Source organism: Frankia tisae, from assembly GCF_025403405.1.
Classification (GTDB): Bacteria; Actinomycetota; Actinomycetes; order Frankiales; family Frankiaceae; genus Frankia; species Frankia tisai.
The window spans coordinates 1-16,135 of record NZ_JANEZT010000130.1 but is presented as its reverse complement, the minus strand read 5'-3'; the positions used below and the strand labels follow the sequence as shown (position 1 = coordinate 16,135).

Genomic DNA, 16,135 nt, shown 5'->3' with positions numbered 1-16,135 from the left:
GACAGCGGTGAGCCAGTCGGGGTGCGCGGCGACGATCAACGTGGCGTAGTCGTCTTCGGAGAAGCTGCGGCGCTCGCCTTTACGGTCGTGGTGGGCCAGGACCCGGTAGAACAACCGGGGCTGCTGGCCGGATGTACGCCCAGCATCTGCTCACCACCGGCGGGATGGCGGACATCGGCACGCTTCCATGCGCACCCGACCCGGGTAAGAAGCCGCACTCGGCGTACGCCTCCTGCTGCTGGTCCTGGTTGTCACGGCCGCCACGCGACTCGTCGTCCGTCGACGCGGAAGGCCACGTAGCGCCGCAATTCCCGAGGACCAGTCGATCTCACCCGGCCGCGCCATAGGCGTCGAGTACCACCCGTGCAGGCGTCTGGCTGCTTGGCAGGGTCCCTGATCGGAGCCCGTGAGATGTGCCCGCTTCACGGGCCCGGTGTCGCGCGGACTGGACGGCATGCCAGAAGATCCGCTCCGGCCACAGGGGTTGAATGCGCGCAGTAGTGGGCTTCGAACCCGTGCATGTCGCTACCGGGTAGCGCGAGGCGCGAACAAGCCGCTAGCCACGCAACGTGGCGGAAGTTCCTCTGGCGGATCGCGCGGTGCCACCAGCAATCAATGATCTATCGGCAGATATCTACATTCCGTAGTCTATTAACTACACTTTGGTGCCCCCAACGGGATTCGAACCCGTGCTACCGCCTTGAAAGGGCGACGTCCTGGGCCGCTAGACGATGGGGGCGCGGTGACGATCACAGCCGGGGCAGAGCAACCGCTCGGCCACATCATCGATCGTCTGAAGCACTGCAAGCATAGGGGATGGCCAGGGCGGGCGACAAACGTGTCTGTGCCAGGTCCCGGTCAGCGGATGCCGGCGGGGTGGGCAGGCAGGGCCGGGCGCGGGTCGGCCCAGCGGTAGCGGGAGTGGAAGAAGGCGCGCACCGGCCGGCCGCCGATCGCGATCGAGTGGGTGATGCGCACGACCTGCGCGCCACCGCCGGCACCACCGTCACCGTCACCACTGGCGCTGGCGAGGTCGAAGGACATCGTGACGTCGTCGGCCCGCTCCAGCGGGGTGTTCGGGTCGTAGACGCGCAGGGTCACCGCCGTGTCGACCTGGGTGTAGGCGTAGGCGAGGACCTGGTGGTTCAGGCCGAGTTGCAGGGGATCCGCCGAGTGGACGGTGATGACGCCGATCGGGGCGAGCCGTCCGGAGTCGAGATCGAGCCGGATCCGCGGCCATTCGCCGGCCACGCTGCGCCGCCCCACGCCGAGTCGGCCCATGGCGCTGCCGGGACGGACCGGCCGGCTCGACCCGGGCCGCGACGCGCCGACGGGGCGCGGTCGCGGGTAGGTGTCGGCGCCTCGCATGAGCCCGTAGTACCGGGCGACGCCGCGGGGCAGGTCGAAGCTCGCCAGCAGGCGGCGCACGAGGTAGCCGTACAGCGGGGTGCCCCGCCGGGGCGGCTCGACGTCCGGCGGCGGATCGATGCCCGCCTCGAACAGGTCACGCACCGCGAAGATCATGCCGCCGCACAGGCCGCGACTGGCGTCCCCGATCCCGATGCCGATGGGCATGCCGGGCAGCCGCAGGGCCAGCAGTGGCTGGGTATCGAAGCTGTTCGTGAACCGGAAGGCGCTGCTGGCGGGCAGGAACCCGGGCACGGCGGAGCGCACCACCCAGCCCTGCGGGCGGTCACGGTCCATGGTGCAGCCTTTCTTGCCCGGCCCCACACCGCCTGGACTGGCCAGACGGCGGGCGCCGGTCATCGTTTCGGTCGGTGAACGGCCGCCAGACTGCGGCGGCCCCGCCCGTCGCCTTCGCCGCGTGCGGCGAGGCCGGCGGACGGCCCACCAGGGCCGTCCGCCGGTTCCCCAACAGGTCCACCCTGCGCCCTCCCGGTGCTCAGGTGGTCCTTGACGCAGACGTCGACGCAAACCGGACCTCGCCCGGCGGCCTCCCAGCCAACCGGACAGCCCGGCGTTCGGATCTTCACACTTCCTTAACGTCGGGTGGCCCGTAGGTGGGGGCCCGGACCGGCCGGCTTGTCCGGTTCTCAGTGAACGGACAGCCTTTCGGACCTTCGGCCCTGTTCCACCAGGTCTGACCACCGACACCCTCGCGCTGGCGGTGGATGCCGCCCGGGCGAGGGAAAGGAGGTGTCTCCGGCTACGCGCCAGGTCGGCGCGATCTACATGTCGCCTCCGATGCTCGGGACCCCCTTCAGCAGGGCACGCACCTCGGCCTCTCGGTACCGGCGGTGCCCACCCAGGGTCCGAATCGACGTCAGCTTGCCGGCCTTCGCCCACCGGGTCACGGTCTTCGGGTCAACCCGAAACATCGTGGCTACCTCGGCGGGCGTCAGCAGCGGCTCGGCGTCCGGCGTTCGTGTCGTCATTGTGTTGGCCTCCCGTCACAGAGCGTCGCTCCGTCCCATACAGATCGTGCATCCTTCGGGGGCATTTCGGACATGGCACGTCAGGACCATCTGCTGACTAGTCACAGCTCGTCCGAAGCAGACGGCGACTCTGGGTTAACGGAATGCTTCGATCAGCTTGCGGATTCCCGCGCCTGCAGGGGTCTCCACCTCATCAGGACCCGTTCGTAAGCTTCGACCGCTAGGTCTGTTCGCCCACGGCGTAACGCACTGACAGCCTCGACGATGTCCTCTACCGAGCTGTCGCGCCGAAGCATGTCGTCGTCGAGTAGGTCAACTAGCCCGTCGTAGTCCAGTTCGACCCTGCTCTGCGGATGGAAGGACCCCAGCCAACGGGCCAGATCGCCGATGCCCTCGACCGCGGGGGCGTCGCCCGTGCCCCCGCGCAGCGTCTCGACCGCCTCCACCGCCCGGCTCGCTCGGCGCCGGGCCAGGCTCATCGTCGTCCGGTAGATCATCGACCGCTCGGCGGTGTCGCCGGTCACCAGCGACCGCTCGGCCGGGTCGAACAGCAGGAACCACGGCGGCGGGACCATCCAGGTGCAGGTCTGGACATGGATCTTCAGGCTCGGCCGGCGGGCCTTCCACCGGTCCAGCTCGATCTCGGCCGGCTCGGTGATCCGCCGTGGCAGGAACGCCTCGGCGACCCGCTCGGGCAGCAGGCCGCGGAACTCCAGCGCCGCCTGCCACACCCGCAGCTGGGTCGACCACGGGCAGACGAACATCAACCCGTCGATCCACTGCACGAACGCCGACTCGTCGGCCACATCGAGGGTCGGCCGGACGCTCGCGACCAGCGCGACGACCCGCTCCTGGCGCGAACCGGCCCGCCGCGACGGCGGCCCCGCGGCGGCGTAACGCTGCCAGCGCCCCCGCTCGGCGGCCGGAAAAGCCGCGAGCGGCTCGTACACCCGCAGGTACGCCGCCGGCGAGACGACAGCCATCTCAGCTCCCACTGACCGCGTCCGACCCCAGCGCCGGCCGTGCGCGGGCGGCGCGGCACTCACCCCGCGGGGTGAGCCCGATCACGCGCCGCAGCACCGCGGACGACACCCACGCGGATGCCCTGGAACCTGGCATGCCTCGATCCTGGCACGTCCACTCGCAAGCCGTGTGCCCTACCGGGGCCGTAGGGTTCGCCAGGACCCGGCCAGCGCCACCACCCGTGCCCAGCCGGCCGCCGACCTGCAGGCCCGCCGGGCGGATGGCGCCACGCCGCGCCGGGCCCGAGCCGGGTCCGTCCCCCAGGAGGTGCACCATGACATCGCTGTTCGGTGCCGTTCGCGACCACGAACAGGTGCTGCTGTGCTCGGACCAGCGCACCGGTCTACGCGCGATCATCGCGGTCTACTCGACCGCTTTGGGCCCCTCGCTGGGGGGCACCCGCTTCCACCCCTACGCCGACGACGACGTCGCGCTCGCCGACGCCCTGGCGCTGTCCCGGGCGATGGCCTACAAGGCCGCCTGCGCGGGCCTGGACCTCGGCGGCGGCAAGGCCGTCATCATCGGCGACCCCGCCCGTGACAAGTCCGAGCCGCTGCTGCGCGCCTTCGGCCGCCACATCGCCTCACTGGGCGGACGTTACATAACCGCCTGCGACGTCGGCACCTACGTCGACGACATGGACGTCATCGCCCGCGAGACGCGCTGGGTGAGCGGGCGCTCGCCGGCACACGGCGGATCGGGCGACTCCGGCGTGCTGACCGCCTACGGGGTCTTCGAGGGCCTGCGCGCGGCCGCGCAACACCGGTGGGGGACGTCGGACCTCGCCGGACGCCGGGTGGGGGTCAGCGGCGTCGGCAAGGTCGGCCGCCGCCTCGTCGGGCACCTGGTGGCGGGCGGGGCCTCGGTGATCGCCGCGGACGTCGATCCGGCGGCCCTGGCCCGGGTGCGCGCCGAGTTCCCGAGCGCGCAGACCGTCGCCGACCCCGACCAGCTGTTCGACCTCGACCTCGACGTCTACTCGCCGTGCGCACTCGGCGGCGGGCTCAACGCCGAGACGGTCACCCGGCTGCGCGCGGAGATCGTCTGCGGCGGAGCCAACAACCAGCTCGCCACGCCCGACATCGGCCGCCGGCTCGCCGACGCCGGGGTCCTCTACGCGCCCGACTTCGTCGTCAACGCCGGCGGGCTCATCCAGGTCGCCGACGAGATCGAGGGCTACTCGCCGGAGCGGGCCCGAGCCCGGGCGGCACGCATCTTCGACACCACCGCGGAGGTCCTCCGCCTCGCCCACGACGAGGACGTGACTCCGGCGACCGCCGCCGAACGGCTCGCCGAACGCCGGATCGTCGAGGTGGGCCGGCTGCGCGGGATCCTGCTGCGGTGAGTGGCGACTGGCCCCGCGCTGGCGCACGGCACGTCCGCGCAGGTCCGGACGATCGAAGGGACGTGACGGTGGACACATCGCGACGCGGCGGGCCGGGCCGTCTGCGAGCCGGTGAGCGGCCCCGATCCCCCGCTCGAACCCGCCGGACAGCGGGCTTCACGAAGCGCTTCCGATCATGGTCATCTTGTCCGAGGACAGGCAACTGTCGGGTTGGCGTGCCGAGAAGCCTCCGATCCCTGTAGTCTCGGGAAGCACGAGACAGTGAGAGCACCGGGGCGGGTCCCCGTCGTCATGTTCGAGGGGGTCGAGCCATGGGGCGCGGCCGAGCTAAGGCCAAGCAGACGAAAGTCGCCCGCGAGCTCAAGTACAACTCGCCCAATATGGATCTCGACCGATTGAAGGCGGATCTGGGCGCGGGCTCGACGCGCGAGAACAACAGCGACGATGCGCACGTAGATGACGATTACGGATACGACGCTTATGCAGACGACGAGGACGATCGCCGTTCCTCCCGCTGACACAGCGTCACGTCGGTAGTCGTCCCGCCGCGGCAGGCTCACCCCGGCGGTCGTCGCCGATGGTGGCGGCCCGGGCTTCGGTCCGGGCATCCACCGCCATGCTGTGCTGCCTAGGTGCATGCGCGATCACGCTGGTGACCGTGCCGCTCCTTGGTGCGCGGCCACGAGGCGTCGCGTCTGCGATGTCGCGCGGGCACACGCGGCTGGCTATCGACAGACAGCGCTCGAGCGGCTCCAGCCGGGTTGCCGGATGCCGCCCGCCCGTGCGCGATCAGCTCAACCTGGGTGCCGCCCGACCAGCCGGGCCCGGGGTGCCGCGTCCGCCGCCGGCTCGCCCACGCCGGGCTCATGGCCTGCCGGGCCCCCGCCGGGCGCAGCAGCGATCCTGCCGACGGCCCACGAAGGAACCTCGCGCTCCGCGAGCAGCGCGAGCGCCTCGGGGACGACGCCGGCCGGCAGCACCGCCACCATGCCGATGCCCTGGTTGAAGGTGCTCTCCATGTCCACCTGAGCCACCGCGCCGCGCTCGGCGAGCAGCCCGAAGATCGCAGGCACCGCCCAGGATGCCCGGTCGAGGGTGGCGACCAGACCGGCGGGGATGACACGGGCGATGTTCGCGGCGAGGCCGCCCCCGGTGATGTGGGCGAAGGCATGCACCTCGACCGCCGCCGCCAGGGCCAGACAGTCCCTGGCGTAGATGCGGGTCGGGGTAAGCAGGGACCGGCCGAGTGTGTCCCCCAGCGAGGGGACGTATGCCCTCAGACCGGCCGCAGCGGTTTCGGAGACCCCACCTGGTTGGCCAGAATCAACGGGACCGAACAGGATGTGCCGTACGAGCGAGAAGCCGTTGGAGTGGATGCCGGATGAGGCCATCGCGACCACCACGTCCCCGGGCTGGACCCGCTCCGGCCCGAGCACGTCGTCGGCCTCCACGACCCCGACCCCCGTCGCGGCCAGGTCGTAGTCGTCGCTACCCATGAGTCCGGGATGCTCGGCGGTCTCGCCGCCGACCAGCGCCGCGCCGGCCTGCTCGCACCCGGCCGCGATCCCGGAGACGATCTCCGCGATCCGCGCGGGCACCAGGGCCCCGCAGGCGATGTAGTCGAGCAGGAACAGCGGCTCGGCGCCGCACACGACGAGGTCGTCGACCACCATGGCGACCAGATCGATGCCGACCGTGTCGTGCGTGTCGAGGGCGCGGGCAAGTGCGATCTTGGTGCCCACGCCGTCCGTGGACGAGGCGAGCAGCGGCCGCCGGTAGCGCGCCGTGTCCAGGGCGAACAGGCCGGCGAACCCGCCCAGCGAGCCGACCACCTCGGGCCGCGTGGCCCGCGCGACGTGCCCGCGCATCAGCTCGACGGCCCGGTCCCCCGCGGCCACGTCGACTCCCGCAGCATGGTACGAGGCGCCCGCCGGCGTTGAGGCGCCTGCCGACGTCGGAGTGCCGGCCCCGGCCGTGATCCGCTCGACGCCGCTCATGCCTGCCTCGCCCCGGCCGGCTCAGGGCGCTGCACGCCATGGCGGTCCGCTGCCGGCGGCGGGTCCAGGCCAGGCCCGGGCGCCAGCCCGTTCTCCCCCCGGGTCACCGGGTCGCTGCCCGCATGCGGCGCGGGGTCGGCACCGCCGGCCAGGTCGACGTCGTCATGGTTGTCCGGGGACGGGTCGGCGCCGTTCATGCCGAGTGTCACCTCCCGGCGCATCGCCTCGGCGATCATGTCGGCGGTCGTCTGGGCACCGGACACCGGCTCCAGCCGGTGCTTGCCGAGCTTGGCGGACTCGGTCAGCGGAACCGGGTAGACGCCGTCGAAGCAGGCTCGGCACAGCGCCTGCGCCGGCTGATGGGATGCGGCGACCAGGCCCTCCAGCGAGACGTAGGCCAGCGAGTCCGCGCCGAGCGAGGCACGGATCTCCTCGACGCCGGCGTCGCTGGCGATGAGCTCGTCGCGGGTGGCGAAGTCGATGCCGTAGAAGCAGGGCCAGCGCACCGGGGGCGAGGAGATCCGGATGTGGACCTCGGCGGCGCCGGCCTCGCGCAGCATGCGGACCAGCGCCCGCTGGGTGTTCCCACGCACGATCGAATCGTCCACGACGACCAGGCGACGGCCCTCGATGACGTCACGCAGCGGGTTCAGCTTGAGCCGGATTCCGCGCTGGCGGATCGTCTGCGACGGCTGGATGAAGGTGCGTCCCACGTAGGAGTTCTTGACCAGCCCCTCCCCGAACGGGATGCCGGCCTGCTCCGCGTAGCCGACCGCGGCGGGCACCCCGGACTGCGGCACCGGGATGACGAGGTCCGCCTCCACGGGCGCCTCGCGGGCGAGCTGGCGGCCCACGTCGACCCGGGTGGCGTGCACCGAACGGCCGGCGATCGCCGTGTCCGGACGGGCGAGGTAGACGTATTCGAACAGACAGCCGTGCGGATTGGCCTCGGCGAAGGTCTGCGACCGCACCCCGGCGGCGTCGATGACGATCATCTCGCCGGGCTGGACCTCGCGGACGAAGGTCGCGCCGACGATGTCGAGAGCGGCCGTCTCACTGGCGACGATCCACGCCCCGTCCGGATGTTCGTCCAGGCGGCCGAGGACGAGGGGATGGATGCCGTGCGAATCGCGGGCCGCGTAGAGGGTCGAGGCGTCCGAGAAGACCAGCGAGAAGGCGCCGGCGAGCCGGGGCAGCACGGCCATCGCCGCGTCGACGAGGGTGGGCCCGGCGTGGTCGGCGAGCATCGCGGTGATGAGGTCGGAGTCGGTGGTCGCGCGCAGCCGGTCACGCCCGGTGTCGAGCCCCTGCGCGAGCTCGACGATGTTGGTGAGGTTGCCGTTGTGGCCGAGCGCGATCGGGCCGCCGAAACGGGCCGTGCGGTAGGACGGCTGGGCGTTCTCCCAGGTGGAGGAGCCGGTCGTCGAGTACCGGGTGTGCCCCACCGCCACGTGGCCGCTCAGGCTGGACAGGGTGATCTCGTCGAAGACCTGGGCGACGAGCCCGAGCTCCTTGAACACCACGACCGTCCGGCCGTCGCCGACCGCGATCCCGGCCGCCTCCTGACCGCGGTGCTGCAGAGCGTACAACCCGTAGTACGCGAGATTCGCCACATCCTCACCGGGCGCCCAGACGCCGAAGACGCCGCAGGCATCCCGGGGACCGGGTTCGTCGGACAGCTCGGACCCCGCTGCGGGGTTGGCGCCAAAGCGGGCGACGTCTGGCACCAGGACTCCTTGGCTGGTCAGGGACACCGGAGGAATGCGGAAGGTTACGCGCGGGACCGCGTCCGCGCCGGCCCGTCCGCACTCGTCACGTGACGTACCGGACCGGCTTCGGCCACCGCCTCGCCCGGCAGCTACCTCGCTCCACGCTAGCAGCGACGGGCCACATCGTCCCTTCCCTCGTGTGCCGGCCCAATGCCCCGCCGCCGGCCCCGCCGTCACAACAGCGGCAGGTAACGGCTGAGATCGGCTCGCTCGCCGCTGGCGGAGATCCGCCCGTCGGCCACCGCGTCGCCCCAGGCCAGCCGTCCCGTGCAGAGCAGGACGAACGCGACCGGTCCAGCCTCGACCACGTTCGGCGGGGTGCCGCGCGTGTGCCGGGGCCCCTCGACGACCTGGACGGCGGCGAAGGGCGGCACCCGTAGTTCCACCGTGTGTCCGGGCACACGGTGGGCGAACAGCTCGACGAACAGCTTCGTCGCCACCTTCAACGCCGGGCGCAGTGGCTCGACGCCGAGGTCGAGGCCGTGCACCACCGCCTCCACCGCCCGGGTCCGCAGGAACTCGGTCAGCAGCATCGGGCCACCCGGGGTCGCGACCACCGGGTCGTCGTCGGTCACCCGCGCCAGCGCGGCCGCCGCCGCCGACACCTCGGCGGCCAGCCGCTCGCGCAGGCCCGCCAGCCCGGTAGCCGCCGCCAGGGCCCGGGCGGTGTCCGCGATCGACTCCGCCCGGGCCCCGCTGCCCGTGAGGTAGTCGGCCGCCGAGATCGGCCGCGGCACAGCGAGAGGGGGCTGGTCGGTGGCGGGAAGCGATTCGGCGGGAGCCAGCGCCTGCGTCAGCGCAATCGCGGACCGGCCGACGTGCATGGCGAGGTCGCCGACCGTCCAGCCGGGCAGGGGGCTCGGCGCGGCGAGTCTGCCGGCCGGCAGCTCGCCCACGGCGTCGGCGACCCGCCTCCACTGGGGCACCACCGCGGCGACAAGCTCCGGAAGCGCTGCCGCGGCGTCCCGGCGGCGGGTGCGGGAAGGCATCGCCCCATCCTGCCCGGTCGGCACCGGCCCGGTCGGGGCCGATCCGGTCGGGGCCGATCCGGTCGGGGCCCGACCCGGCCACGGCGCCACCAACGATCCACGCCAACCCGCTCCCGCCGTGGGCGGGATGGGAAGACGAGTATGGACGGGTGTCAGTGACCGCCGCACATGCTGCGGCAGACGTGTACGGGACCGCGGCGATCCGGCGGCGGGTGCTGGACGCCTGGGTCGCCTCGCCGGCCCGCTTCCGGGAGGACGCCAACGCGGAGGAGGACGCCGCCCTCGGCGCCTACCACGACCGCCTCGTCGTGGAACTGTTGCAGAACGCCGTCGACGCCGCGGGCGAGGCCGGCGTGCCGGCCCGGGTGCTCCTGCGGCTGAGTACCGACGCCACCACCCCGGGTGCTGGGCCCGCCGGCCTGCTGGAGATCGCCAACACCGGGGCGGCGCTCTCGCCGGCCGGCGTCGAGGCGCTGTCGACCCTGCGTGCCTCCACCAAACGCGACAGCGCCTCCGTCGGCCGCTTCGGCGCCGGTTTCGCCGCCGTCCTCGCGGTGACGGACGAGCCGTCGATCGTCTCCCGCGTCGGCTCCGACCCGATACTGACCGGCGTGGCCTGGTCGAGGAGCCGCGTGATAGACGCAGTGACGGCCCTCACCATGCCCGCGGCCGCACTGGACGGCGGTGACGTAACCAGTGGCGACGTAACGAATCGCGACGCAACGAATCCCGGGGCGTCCCTCGCCGCCCTCGGAACCGCCCTCGCAACCGTCGGCGGCATTGGCCTCGCCATCGGCGGCCAAGAGGCACGCCTGGGCGAGGAGCTCGCTCGGCGCGAGGGCGCGGTGCCGATCCTCCGGCTACCGTTCACGATCACCGCCGCGCCGCCCCCCGAGGGCTACGACACCGTGGTCCGACTCCCGCTGCGCGACGGCGCCGCGACGGCGCTCGCGCGTGAGTTGCTGGCCGGGCTCGATCCCACCCTGCCGCTGGTGCTCGGCGGCCCCGGCGAGATTGTCGTCGACGTGGACGGCGCTGTGCGAGCCATCACCTGCCACTGGCTGCGGGGCGGCCCGGGCAGCGGCCGAGGTGCGGCGCTGGCGAGCGGCACCGGGCCGGCCGGCGGCCAGGTCCCCGAACACGTCGAGATAGCCGACCTGAACGGCGAGCGGTGGCGCGGGATCTCCCGCAGCGGCACGATCCCCGCCTCTCTGCTCGCCGACCGTCCGGTGGAGGAACGCGGACGAACCGGCTTCACAGCCCGGGTGATGGTCCCCGACGGCGGCTGGCCGGACGGCGTGGCCCGGGTGCTGCGGGCGCCGCAGCCCACCGACGAGCCCCTGTCGCTGCCGGTCCTGGCCAGCATCGAGCTGCCGCTGGACCCGTCTCGGCGGCACACCGTCGGCGGCCCGCTACGCGATCGGCTGACCGACGAGCTCGCGGCGGCCGTCGTCGTCCTGGCCGAGTACCTCGGCACGGGGCTGGAACCCGGCGACCTGGCGCAGGCCGGTGTCGTCCCCGGCGACCAGGCCGGGCCGGGTGGGCCGCCCCCCGATCCGCTGGCCGCCCTGACCCTGATCCCGACGGGGCTCGCCCTCGGCGAGGTCGACGGCCGGCTGCGGGAGTTCCTGCTGCGGCTGCTCCCGGAGTCGACGCTGTTTCCCGGTGCCCTGCGCGGCCGGGACTGTTCGGTGGCCGACCTCGGTCCGGCCACCGACGCGGTGACCGAGCTGCTGCACATCCCCGGCCCGCCAGCCGACGCCGCCAGCCTGGCCGACACCACCGATCTGGCCGACACCACCGATCTGGCCGATCCGGCCGTTGCGGATGGTGTCGATCCAGTGCCGGAGGTGGATGAGGCGAAGCTGGTGGCGGGCCTGCTCCCGGCGGCCTACGCCACCCGGCGGTGGCGCACGGCGTTGGACCTGCTCGGTGTCCGGCGAGTGGACAGCGCCGCGCTGGTCGAGCTGCTGGCGGGGGTCTCCAGGCCGCCGGACTGGTGGGGACGGCTCTACCCACTGCTGGTCGGCGCGCCGGACCGGGACGCGCTGGGAGCACTGCCGGTACCGCTCGCCGAGATCGGCGCGGACGGGCCCGACGCGGTCGACCCACTCGCCGCCCCCACGCCCGCGGGCTCGACCGGCGGTGGCAGCCTGCGGACCCGCATGGTCACCGGGCCGCGCGGCACCCTGCTACCGACCGCCGAGCTGGACATCGTCGCCCTGGTGCGCTCGGGGCTGCCGCTGCGGGTGGTCCACCCCGATGCCTGCAGCACGAGCGGCGCCCGCGACGCGCTGCGGACCCTGGGCGCCCTGGAGGGCACGCCGGCCGGGGTGCTGCGCGACCCGGCCGTACGCGAGGCGGTGCTCGACGCCGAGCCGGGCGACCACCCCGACGACCTGCTGGCGCTGGCCGCCGCCGTGCTCGCCCTGCTCCGGGACACGGGCGAGGAGCGCCCGGCGGAGCTCGGCTGGCTCGAGGACCTGCTGCTGCCGTCCGCCGACGGCGAGTTCACCCCCGCCGGGGAGCTGCTCGTCGAGGGGGGTCCGCTGGACCGGGTGCTGGCCGAGGACGCACCGTTCTCGACGCTGGCGCCCGAGGTTGCCCGGGCGTGGCCCGCGCAGGTGCTGGAACGGGTCGGCGTGCTGCACTCGTTCAGCGTGCTGCGCGCCTACGACCTGCCGCTTGACGCTGACGAGCAGATCCTGCTCGATCTCGACGACAGCGACACCTGGGTCGACGACGTCGCGGCCGATGATCACGGTGGCGCGCCGGGAGGCTCGGCGAATCTGCGCCGCCCGCCGGCGGGGGGCCCGCCCGCGCCAGCCATGATCGGCACGTTCGTCGCGGTTCGCGACCTCGAACTCGTCGACCCGGCGGCGTGGCCCGAAGCACTCGCGGAGCTGGCCCGCCCGCCGCTGCGCGAGGCCGTGTTCGCCCCGGAGCCGTCGTATACCCGGTGGTGGCTGGCACGGCACGCGGTGCTGCCGGTGGCGGGCACCGGCCGGGTGCTGCCGCCACGCGAGCTGCTGCTACCGGCGGCCGATCCGCTGCTCGCCGGCCTGTTCGCCCCCGCCGCCCCGCTGGCCGGCGTCGATGACGAGTTCCTGCGCCACCTCGGCGCACGGCTCACCCTCGACGACGTCCTCGGCGACCTCGGCGCGGTCATGGACCTGCTTGACCGGCTGGGCGACGCGGATCGGGACGTCCCCTGGCCGGCGGCGCGCACGCTCTACATCGCCGCGGTCGACGCCGTGGCCCGGGTGCTCGCGACCCCGGACCGGTCCACGCACGACGAACGGTTCGACCCGCCGCTGACCGTGCGGACGCCCGACGGGGTTGTGCCGAGCGGGCAGGCCGTCGTCGTCGACGCGCCCGACCTGCTGGGTCTGCTGGGCACCGACCGTGGCGCGCTGCGGCTGCCGCTGGACCGTGCGGCCGAGGTCGCCCACGTGCTCGGGGTTCCGCTGGCCGCCGAGATCGCGTCCTGCGAGATCGCATCCGATGGGTACCCGGCCGGGGAGGCCGTCACCGAGTCGGGTGCGAACGGTGCGAACAGCGCGAACGGCGCAAACCGCGAGACGCGGCGCGCACCGGACGGCACGCCGTACCGTGTGCACCGCCCGCTGCTGGTTGAGGACCTGACCGGTCGGCCGACGCGGGTGCCATGGCGGGTGCCCGGCGGGATCGGCGGCGAGGTGCACGTCGATGCCGACGCCGGCCCCGACGCGCTGGCCCGGGCGCTGGCATGGCGAGGTGGGCAGTGGGACCGGCGGCATGCGCTCGCCGCGGAGCTGCGCGACCCGACGGGCGCGGCCTTCCGTGCGGCGGAGGACGACCTCGACGAGACCTGAGCCGACGGAAGCCGGCTACCCCTGCCCGGCCCGCAGCCGGTTGCGGCGGCGGATCACGACCCACAGCCCGGCCAGCCCGAGTCCGAAGCCGCAGATCGCGGTGGCCAGCCACCACAGGTGACCGTCGTCGCGCAGGTCGTCCAGGAACACCAGCCCGACCAGCGCGGCGACGGCCCACAACACCGTGCCGACGGCGACGGAGACGACGCCGTCGTAGGGAAGTGGCTCGGGCGGCGGCGGACCGGTCGGAGCCGGCCCGGCGGCGACGCCCGCGGCGGGGTCGCTGTTCGCTGACGTACTCATCCCGCCCGACGGTACCCGCCGCCCGATGGCCGGGGCCGCCGAGACGCCCACACTCGCCCGAAAGACGCGGCACGGTCCCGGTCCGGGACTTTTTGCAGCAAATTCCGAAAATGATGCCGACGATTTAAAAAAGCATTCCGGAAGCCGCCGGTTTCCCGTCTTCCGGGCAGGCGAAAAAAGAAAGAAGACGCTGCTCCTGCGCTATTCCCCAGAGCAAGGTCGAGCCGCGCCACGGTACGGTCTCCGAACCGGCATCCTGGGCACACATATATCTTCCGGAACGATGCTCCGCCCGCCGATTCGAGCCGCAGCCCATCCATCAGGTCCAGAACAACGGGCAGCCCTACTGGTGGGCCGGCGACCTCGTGCCGGACAACCCGACCCGGCATACGATCATGCTGCCGCAGCGACAGGGATACCACGTCCTGCTCAGCGTCTGGGAGGTCGCCGACGCCGCCAAGGGCTTCTACCAGATCATCGACCTCGATTTCACCGGGTGACACCGGAGCCCCGTCCGCCGACCGGATCCGGACGGGGGACGGGGGACGTCATTCACCTCGCCGCCGGCGCGGTGGTGAGGAATACCGGCGACATTCTCCCCCGAATTCGATGCGGCCATCGATACCGTCGGGTTCGCGAACACCTGCACGGTCGGCTGGCAGGCCGGCGGGCGTTTCGGGGAGAGCGACGCCGACCAGATCTACGGCGGTATCAGTTGGACGAACATCCGATTGCTCAGGTCTGGTATCCGAGCAACGACTACTTCTCGGAGACGGGCACCGTGACCGGCGCCTACGACGCCGACGACGTGGCCGCGAAGTTCGGCGCCCCGCCAAGGATCACTCCGGGGCGGGACCGAGCGCCCAGCGCCGCCTCGTCACCCGATCGAGCAGGGCGAGATCGGCGTGGAAGTCGGCGTGCAGTCGGGCGGCCGTGGCCGGATCGAGCCGCCGTGCCGCGGCCGCCGCCCCCGGATCGACACATCGCAGGCCGGCGGGGTCGCCGCAACGCCGAACCGGGACCCCGGCAGCATGGTCCGCGCGGCCGGTACCGGCCGCGCCACGACCGAGGCCACGACCGAGGCCGAGGCCGAGGCCGAGGAAACGATGTACACGACCCAGCGCCGCCGCCGGATCCGCGTTCAGTTCGGAGTAGGGCATCAGGAGCACCTGATGCCCCGCGAAGAGGGTGTACAGGCGCTGTACCTGAGCCCCGTACCGACCCAGGGCCGCGTACCGCCATGGCCAGGACGAGGCGGTACGGGCCCGCTCTTCCTCCACAGCCAGGGCGCCTTCGAAGTCGGCGATGGGCTCCAGGCCGGAAGCGCGCATCCGCAGCCAGTGCGTGTGCGCCCGCGCCGCCGGGTCCCGCAGCAGGGCGATGAGCCGCGCGTAGGGCAGTAGCTCGTGCAGCTGCCGCAGCGCCGTGAAGTCCGCCAGGTGGTAGGGGGCGCTCACGCCGCGCAGGACACCCGCGGGCGCCGGGTCCACGAGAGCCTCGAACCACGCCCGGCGACGCGGCGCATCGAGGCCCCACGGCCCCGCGGAGCCTTCCGCCGGTTCACCGCAATCCGGCGCCACGCCGGAGCCGGAACCGCCGGGCGGACCAAGAGCGACAGGCGAGCCGAGGCCGGTAGGCGGCGTGAGAACGGTAGGCGGCGTGAGAACGGTGGCGGGGAGAAAGACGGCCGGGCAGCGGCGCAGGCTCGCGAGAAGGATCTCCATACCCGCATCCGGCGCACCGATCACGAGGAAATCAGGCAGGGCCATGAGATCTCCTGTTCCGGCCTCTTCGGCGTCCCCGACCAGCGGGTACCGAACGGTCCGCCAGTATATTCCGACTTTCCCACCGGAAAAATCGAGATCGCGCGATGATCTGCGAGACTTCGAAGATTCCGACGAAATGCATCGAATCGGCTGAATTCGGACATGGAACCCGCCGGCCCGGAAACCCTGCGCTCGCCCGCAGCCCGACCCGCGCGGGCCTGGGGTCCCCTACCTCCGCCGTCACTCATTCCACACCCTCGTATCGCCTTGTGAAGCAAGTCACAGTTTCATTCTCTTGGCGACAGCCGGAACAGTGTGCTTCCGTTGCTCTTGTGTTGAAGCGGCTGATGCTGGTCACCCGGAGCCATATCGATCTGCTCCGCGTCGCCTCGGCTGCCTGTCCGGCTACCTGACGGGCGGCCACCAGCCGCACCACCCGCGCCCGCGCCTGCTGCGGACCAGCCGGGCCGCCGCCCGGCTCCGGTCGCCGGCCGAGTGACGCCCACCCCCGACCTGCCGGGGCTCGCCGCCGCCGCCACCGGATCACAGTCGATCATGGTGCACCACGTCGTCGCGGCGGCCGGCACTTCGCCTCCGCGCCACCGGCGAAGACGCCCGACACCGCCGACTCACACCCCAGTCCACGCCAGCTCGGCCGCCCCATCGCCGCGGTGCCCGAGCGCTGTCCGGCCC

The 16,135-nt window shown here is 72.7% G+C and carries 13 protein-coding genes and 1 tRNA gene; 5 read left to right on the top strand and 9 right to left on the bottom strand.

The window, feature by feature from the left end:
* Nucleotides 1-663: 663 nt before the first annotated feature.
* The 4 genes from NBZ85_RS14395 to NBZ85_RS14380 all read right to left on the bottom strand — a co-directional run bounded on the left by NBZ85_RS14395 (nt 664) and on the right by NBZ85_RS14380 (nt 3,379).
* Nucleotides 664-739 (bottom strand) — tRNA-Glu (locus tag NBZ85_RS14395).
* 119 nt (nt 740-858) lie between these two features.
* Nucleotides 859-1,704 carry a hypothetical protein gene (locus NBZ85_RS14390; RefSeq protein WP_261556973.1) on the bottom strand — a complete coding sequence of 282 codons (846 nt, stop codon included), beginning with the start codon at nt 1,702-1,704 and terminating at the stop codon, nt 859-861.
* A 485-nt stretch (nt 1,705-2,189) separates the two neighbouring features.
* Complete coding sequence (gene bldC / locus NBZ85_RS14385; RefSeq protein ID WP_136447349.1) at nt 2,190-2,396, bottom strand: developmental transcriptional regulator BldC; 207 nt, start codon at nt 2,394-2,396, stop codon at nt 2,190-2,192.
* 152 nt (nt 2,397-2,548) lie between these two features.
* Nucleotides 2,549-3,379 carry a DUF8083 family protein gene (locus NBZ85_RS14380; RefSeq protein ID WP_261556975.1) on the bottom strand — a complete coding sequence of 277 codons (831 nt, stop codon included), beginning with the start codon at nt 3,377-3,379 and terminating at the stop codon, nt 2,549-2,551.
* A 314-nt stretch (nt 3,380-3,693) separates the two neighbouring features.
* Between NBZ85_RS14380 and NBZ85_RS14375 the strand changes: the two genes are divergently transcribed.
* Nucleotides 3,694-4,764: a Leu/Phe/Val dehydrogenase gene (locus NBZ85_RS14375; RefSeq protein WP_261556976.1), complete on the top strand. Its 1,071-nt coding sequence runs from the start codon at nt 3,694-3,696 to the stop codon at nt 4,762-4,764.
* Nucleotides 4,765-5,075: 311 nt separating this feature from the next.
* Nucleotides 5,076-5,282, top strand: a complete 207-nt coding sequence (locus NBZ85_RS14370; protein ID WP_136447346.1) for a DUF3073 domain-containing protein — start codon at nt 5,076-5,078, stop codon at nt 5,280-5,282.
* Nucleotides 5,283-5,558: 276 nt separating this feature from the next.
* Here the strand turns inward: NBZ85_RS14370 and purM are convergent, their stop codons facing one another.
* The 3 genes from purM to NBZ85_RS14355 form a co-directional block, all read right to left on the bottom strand.
* Nucleotides 5,559-6,761 (bottom strand): phosphoribosylformylglycinamidine cyclo-ligase, encoded by a 1,203-nt coding sequence (purM, locus tag NBZ85_RS14365; RefSeq protein ID WP_261556977.1) that lies wholly within the window; start codon nt 6,759-6,761, stop codon nt 5,559-5,561.
* Nucleotides 6,758-8,488, bottom strand: a complete 1,731-nt coding sequence (gene purF, locus NBZ85_RS14360) for an amidophosphoribosyltransferase (protein ID WP_261556978.1) — start codon at nt 8,486-8,488, stop codon at nt 6,758-6,760. Before purF ends, purM begins: the two co-directional genes overlap by 4 nt.
* Before the next feature lie 215 nt (nt 8,489-8,703).
* Nucleotides 8,704-9,519, bottom strand: coding sequence for a sterol carrier family protein (locus NBZ85_RS14355; protein WP_261556979.1), 816 nt, complete (start codon nt 9,517-9,519; stop codon nt 8,704-8,706).
* 149 nt (nt 9,520-9,668) lie between these two features.
* Here NBZ85_RS14355 and NBZ85_RS14350 point away from each other — a divergent pair, with 149 nt between their 5' ends.
* On the top strand, nt 9,669-13,373 hold the full coding sequence (locus tag NBZ85_RS14350; protein WP_261556980.1) for a sacsin N-terminal ATP-binding-like domain-containing protein: 3,705 nt from the start codon (nt 9,669-9,671) through the stop codon (nt 13,371-13,373).
* Between the two features lie 15 nt (nt 13,374-13,388).
* On the opposite strand, the gene NBZ85_RS14345 is transcribed toward NBZ85_RS14350, so the two are convergent.
* Nucleotides 13,389-13,676: a DUF2530 domain-containing protein gene (locus tag NBZ85_RS14345; protein ID WP_261556987.1), complete on the bottom strand. Its 288-nt coding sequence runs from the start codon at nt 13,674-13,676 to the stop codon at nt 13,389-13,391.
* A gap of 134 nt (nt 13,677-13,810) precedes the next feature.
* On the opposite strand from NBZ85_RS14345, the gene NBZ85_RS32675 reads away from it, so the two are divergent.
* Nucleotides 13,811-14,176 (top strand): lytic polysaccharide monooxygenase, encoded by a 366-nt coding sequence (locus NBZ85_RS32675; protein ID WP_308205182.1) that lies wholly within the window; start codon nt 13,811-13,813, stop codon nt 14,174-14,176.
* Between the two features lie 339 nt (nt 14,177-14,515).
* On the opposite strand, the gene NBZ85_RS14335 is transcribed toward NBZ85_RS32675, so the two are convergent.
* On the bottom strand, nt 14,516-15,445 hold the full coding sequence (locus NBZ85_RS14335; protein WP_261556988.1) for a sulfotransferase: 930 nt from the start codon (nt 15,443-15,445) through the stop codon (nt 14,516-14,518).
* Between the two features lie 101 nt (nt 15,446-15,546).
* On the opposite strand from NBZ85_RS14335, the gene NBZ85_RS33135 reads away from it, so the two are divergent.
* On the top strand, nt 15,547-15,855 hold the full coding sequence (locus NBZ85_RS33135) for a putative leader peptide (protein WP_368861379.1): 309 nt from the start codon (nt 15,547-15,549) through the stop codon (nt 15,853-15,855).
* The last annotated feature ends 280 nt before the right edge of the window (nt 15,856-16,135 follow it).

Coding starts and splice junctions, on each gene's coding strand:
- NBZ85_RS14345 (WP_261556987.1), bottom strand. CDS start 13,676: ATGAGTACGTCAGCGAACAGCGACCCCGCCGCGGGCGTCGCCGCCGGG.
- purM (WP_261556977.1), bottom strand. CDS start 6,761: ATGAGCGGCGTCGAGCGGATCACGGCCGGGGCCGGCACTCCGACGTCG.
- NBZ85_RS14335 (WP_261556988.1), bottom strand. CDS start 15,445: ATGGCCCTGCCTGATTTCCTCGTGATCGGTGCGCCGGATGCGGGTATG.
- NBZ85_RS14370 (WP_136447346.1), top strand. CDS start 5,076: ATGGGGCGCGGCCGAGCTAAGGCCAAGCAGACGAAAGTCGCCCGCGAG.
- NBZ85_RS14375 (WP_261556976.1), top strand. CDS start 3,694: ATGACATCGCTGTTCGGTGCCGTTCGCGACCACGAACAGGTGCTGCTG.
- NBZ85_RS14380 (WP_261556975.1), bottom strand. CDS start 3,379: ATGGCTGTCGTCTCGCCGGCGGCGTACCTGCGGGTGTACGAGCCGCTC.
- NBZ85_RS33135 (WP_368861379.1), top strand. CDS start 15,547: ATGATCTGCGAGACTTCGAAGATTCCGACGAAATGCATCGAATCGGCT.
- NBZ85_RS14355 (WP_261556979.1), bottom strand. CDS start 9,519: ATGCCTTCCCGCACCCGCCGCCGGGACGCCGCGGCAGCGCTTCCGGAG.
- NBZ85_RS14390 (WP_261556973.1), bottom strand. CDS start 1,704: ATGGACCGTGACCGCCCGCAGGGCTGGGTGGTGCGCTCCGCCGTGCCC.
- bldC (WP_136447349.1), bottom strand. CDS start 2,396: ATGACGACACGAACGCCGGACGCCGAGCCGCTGCTGACGCCCGCCGAG.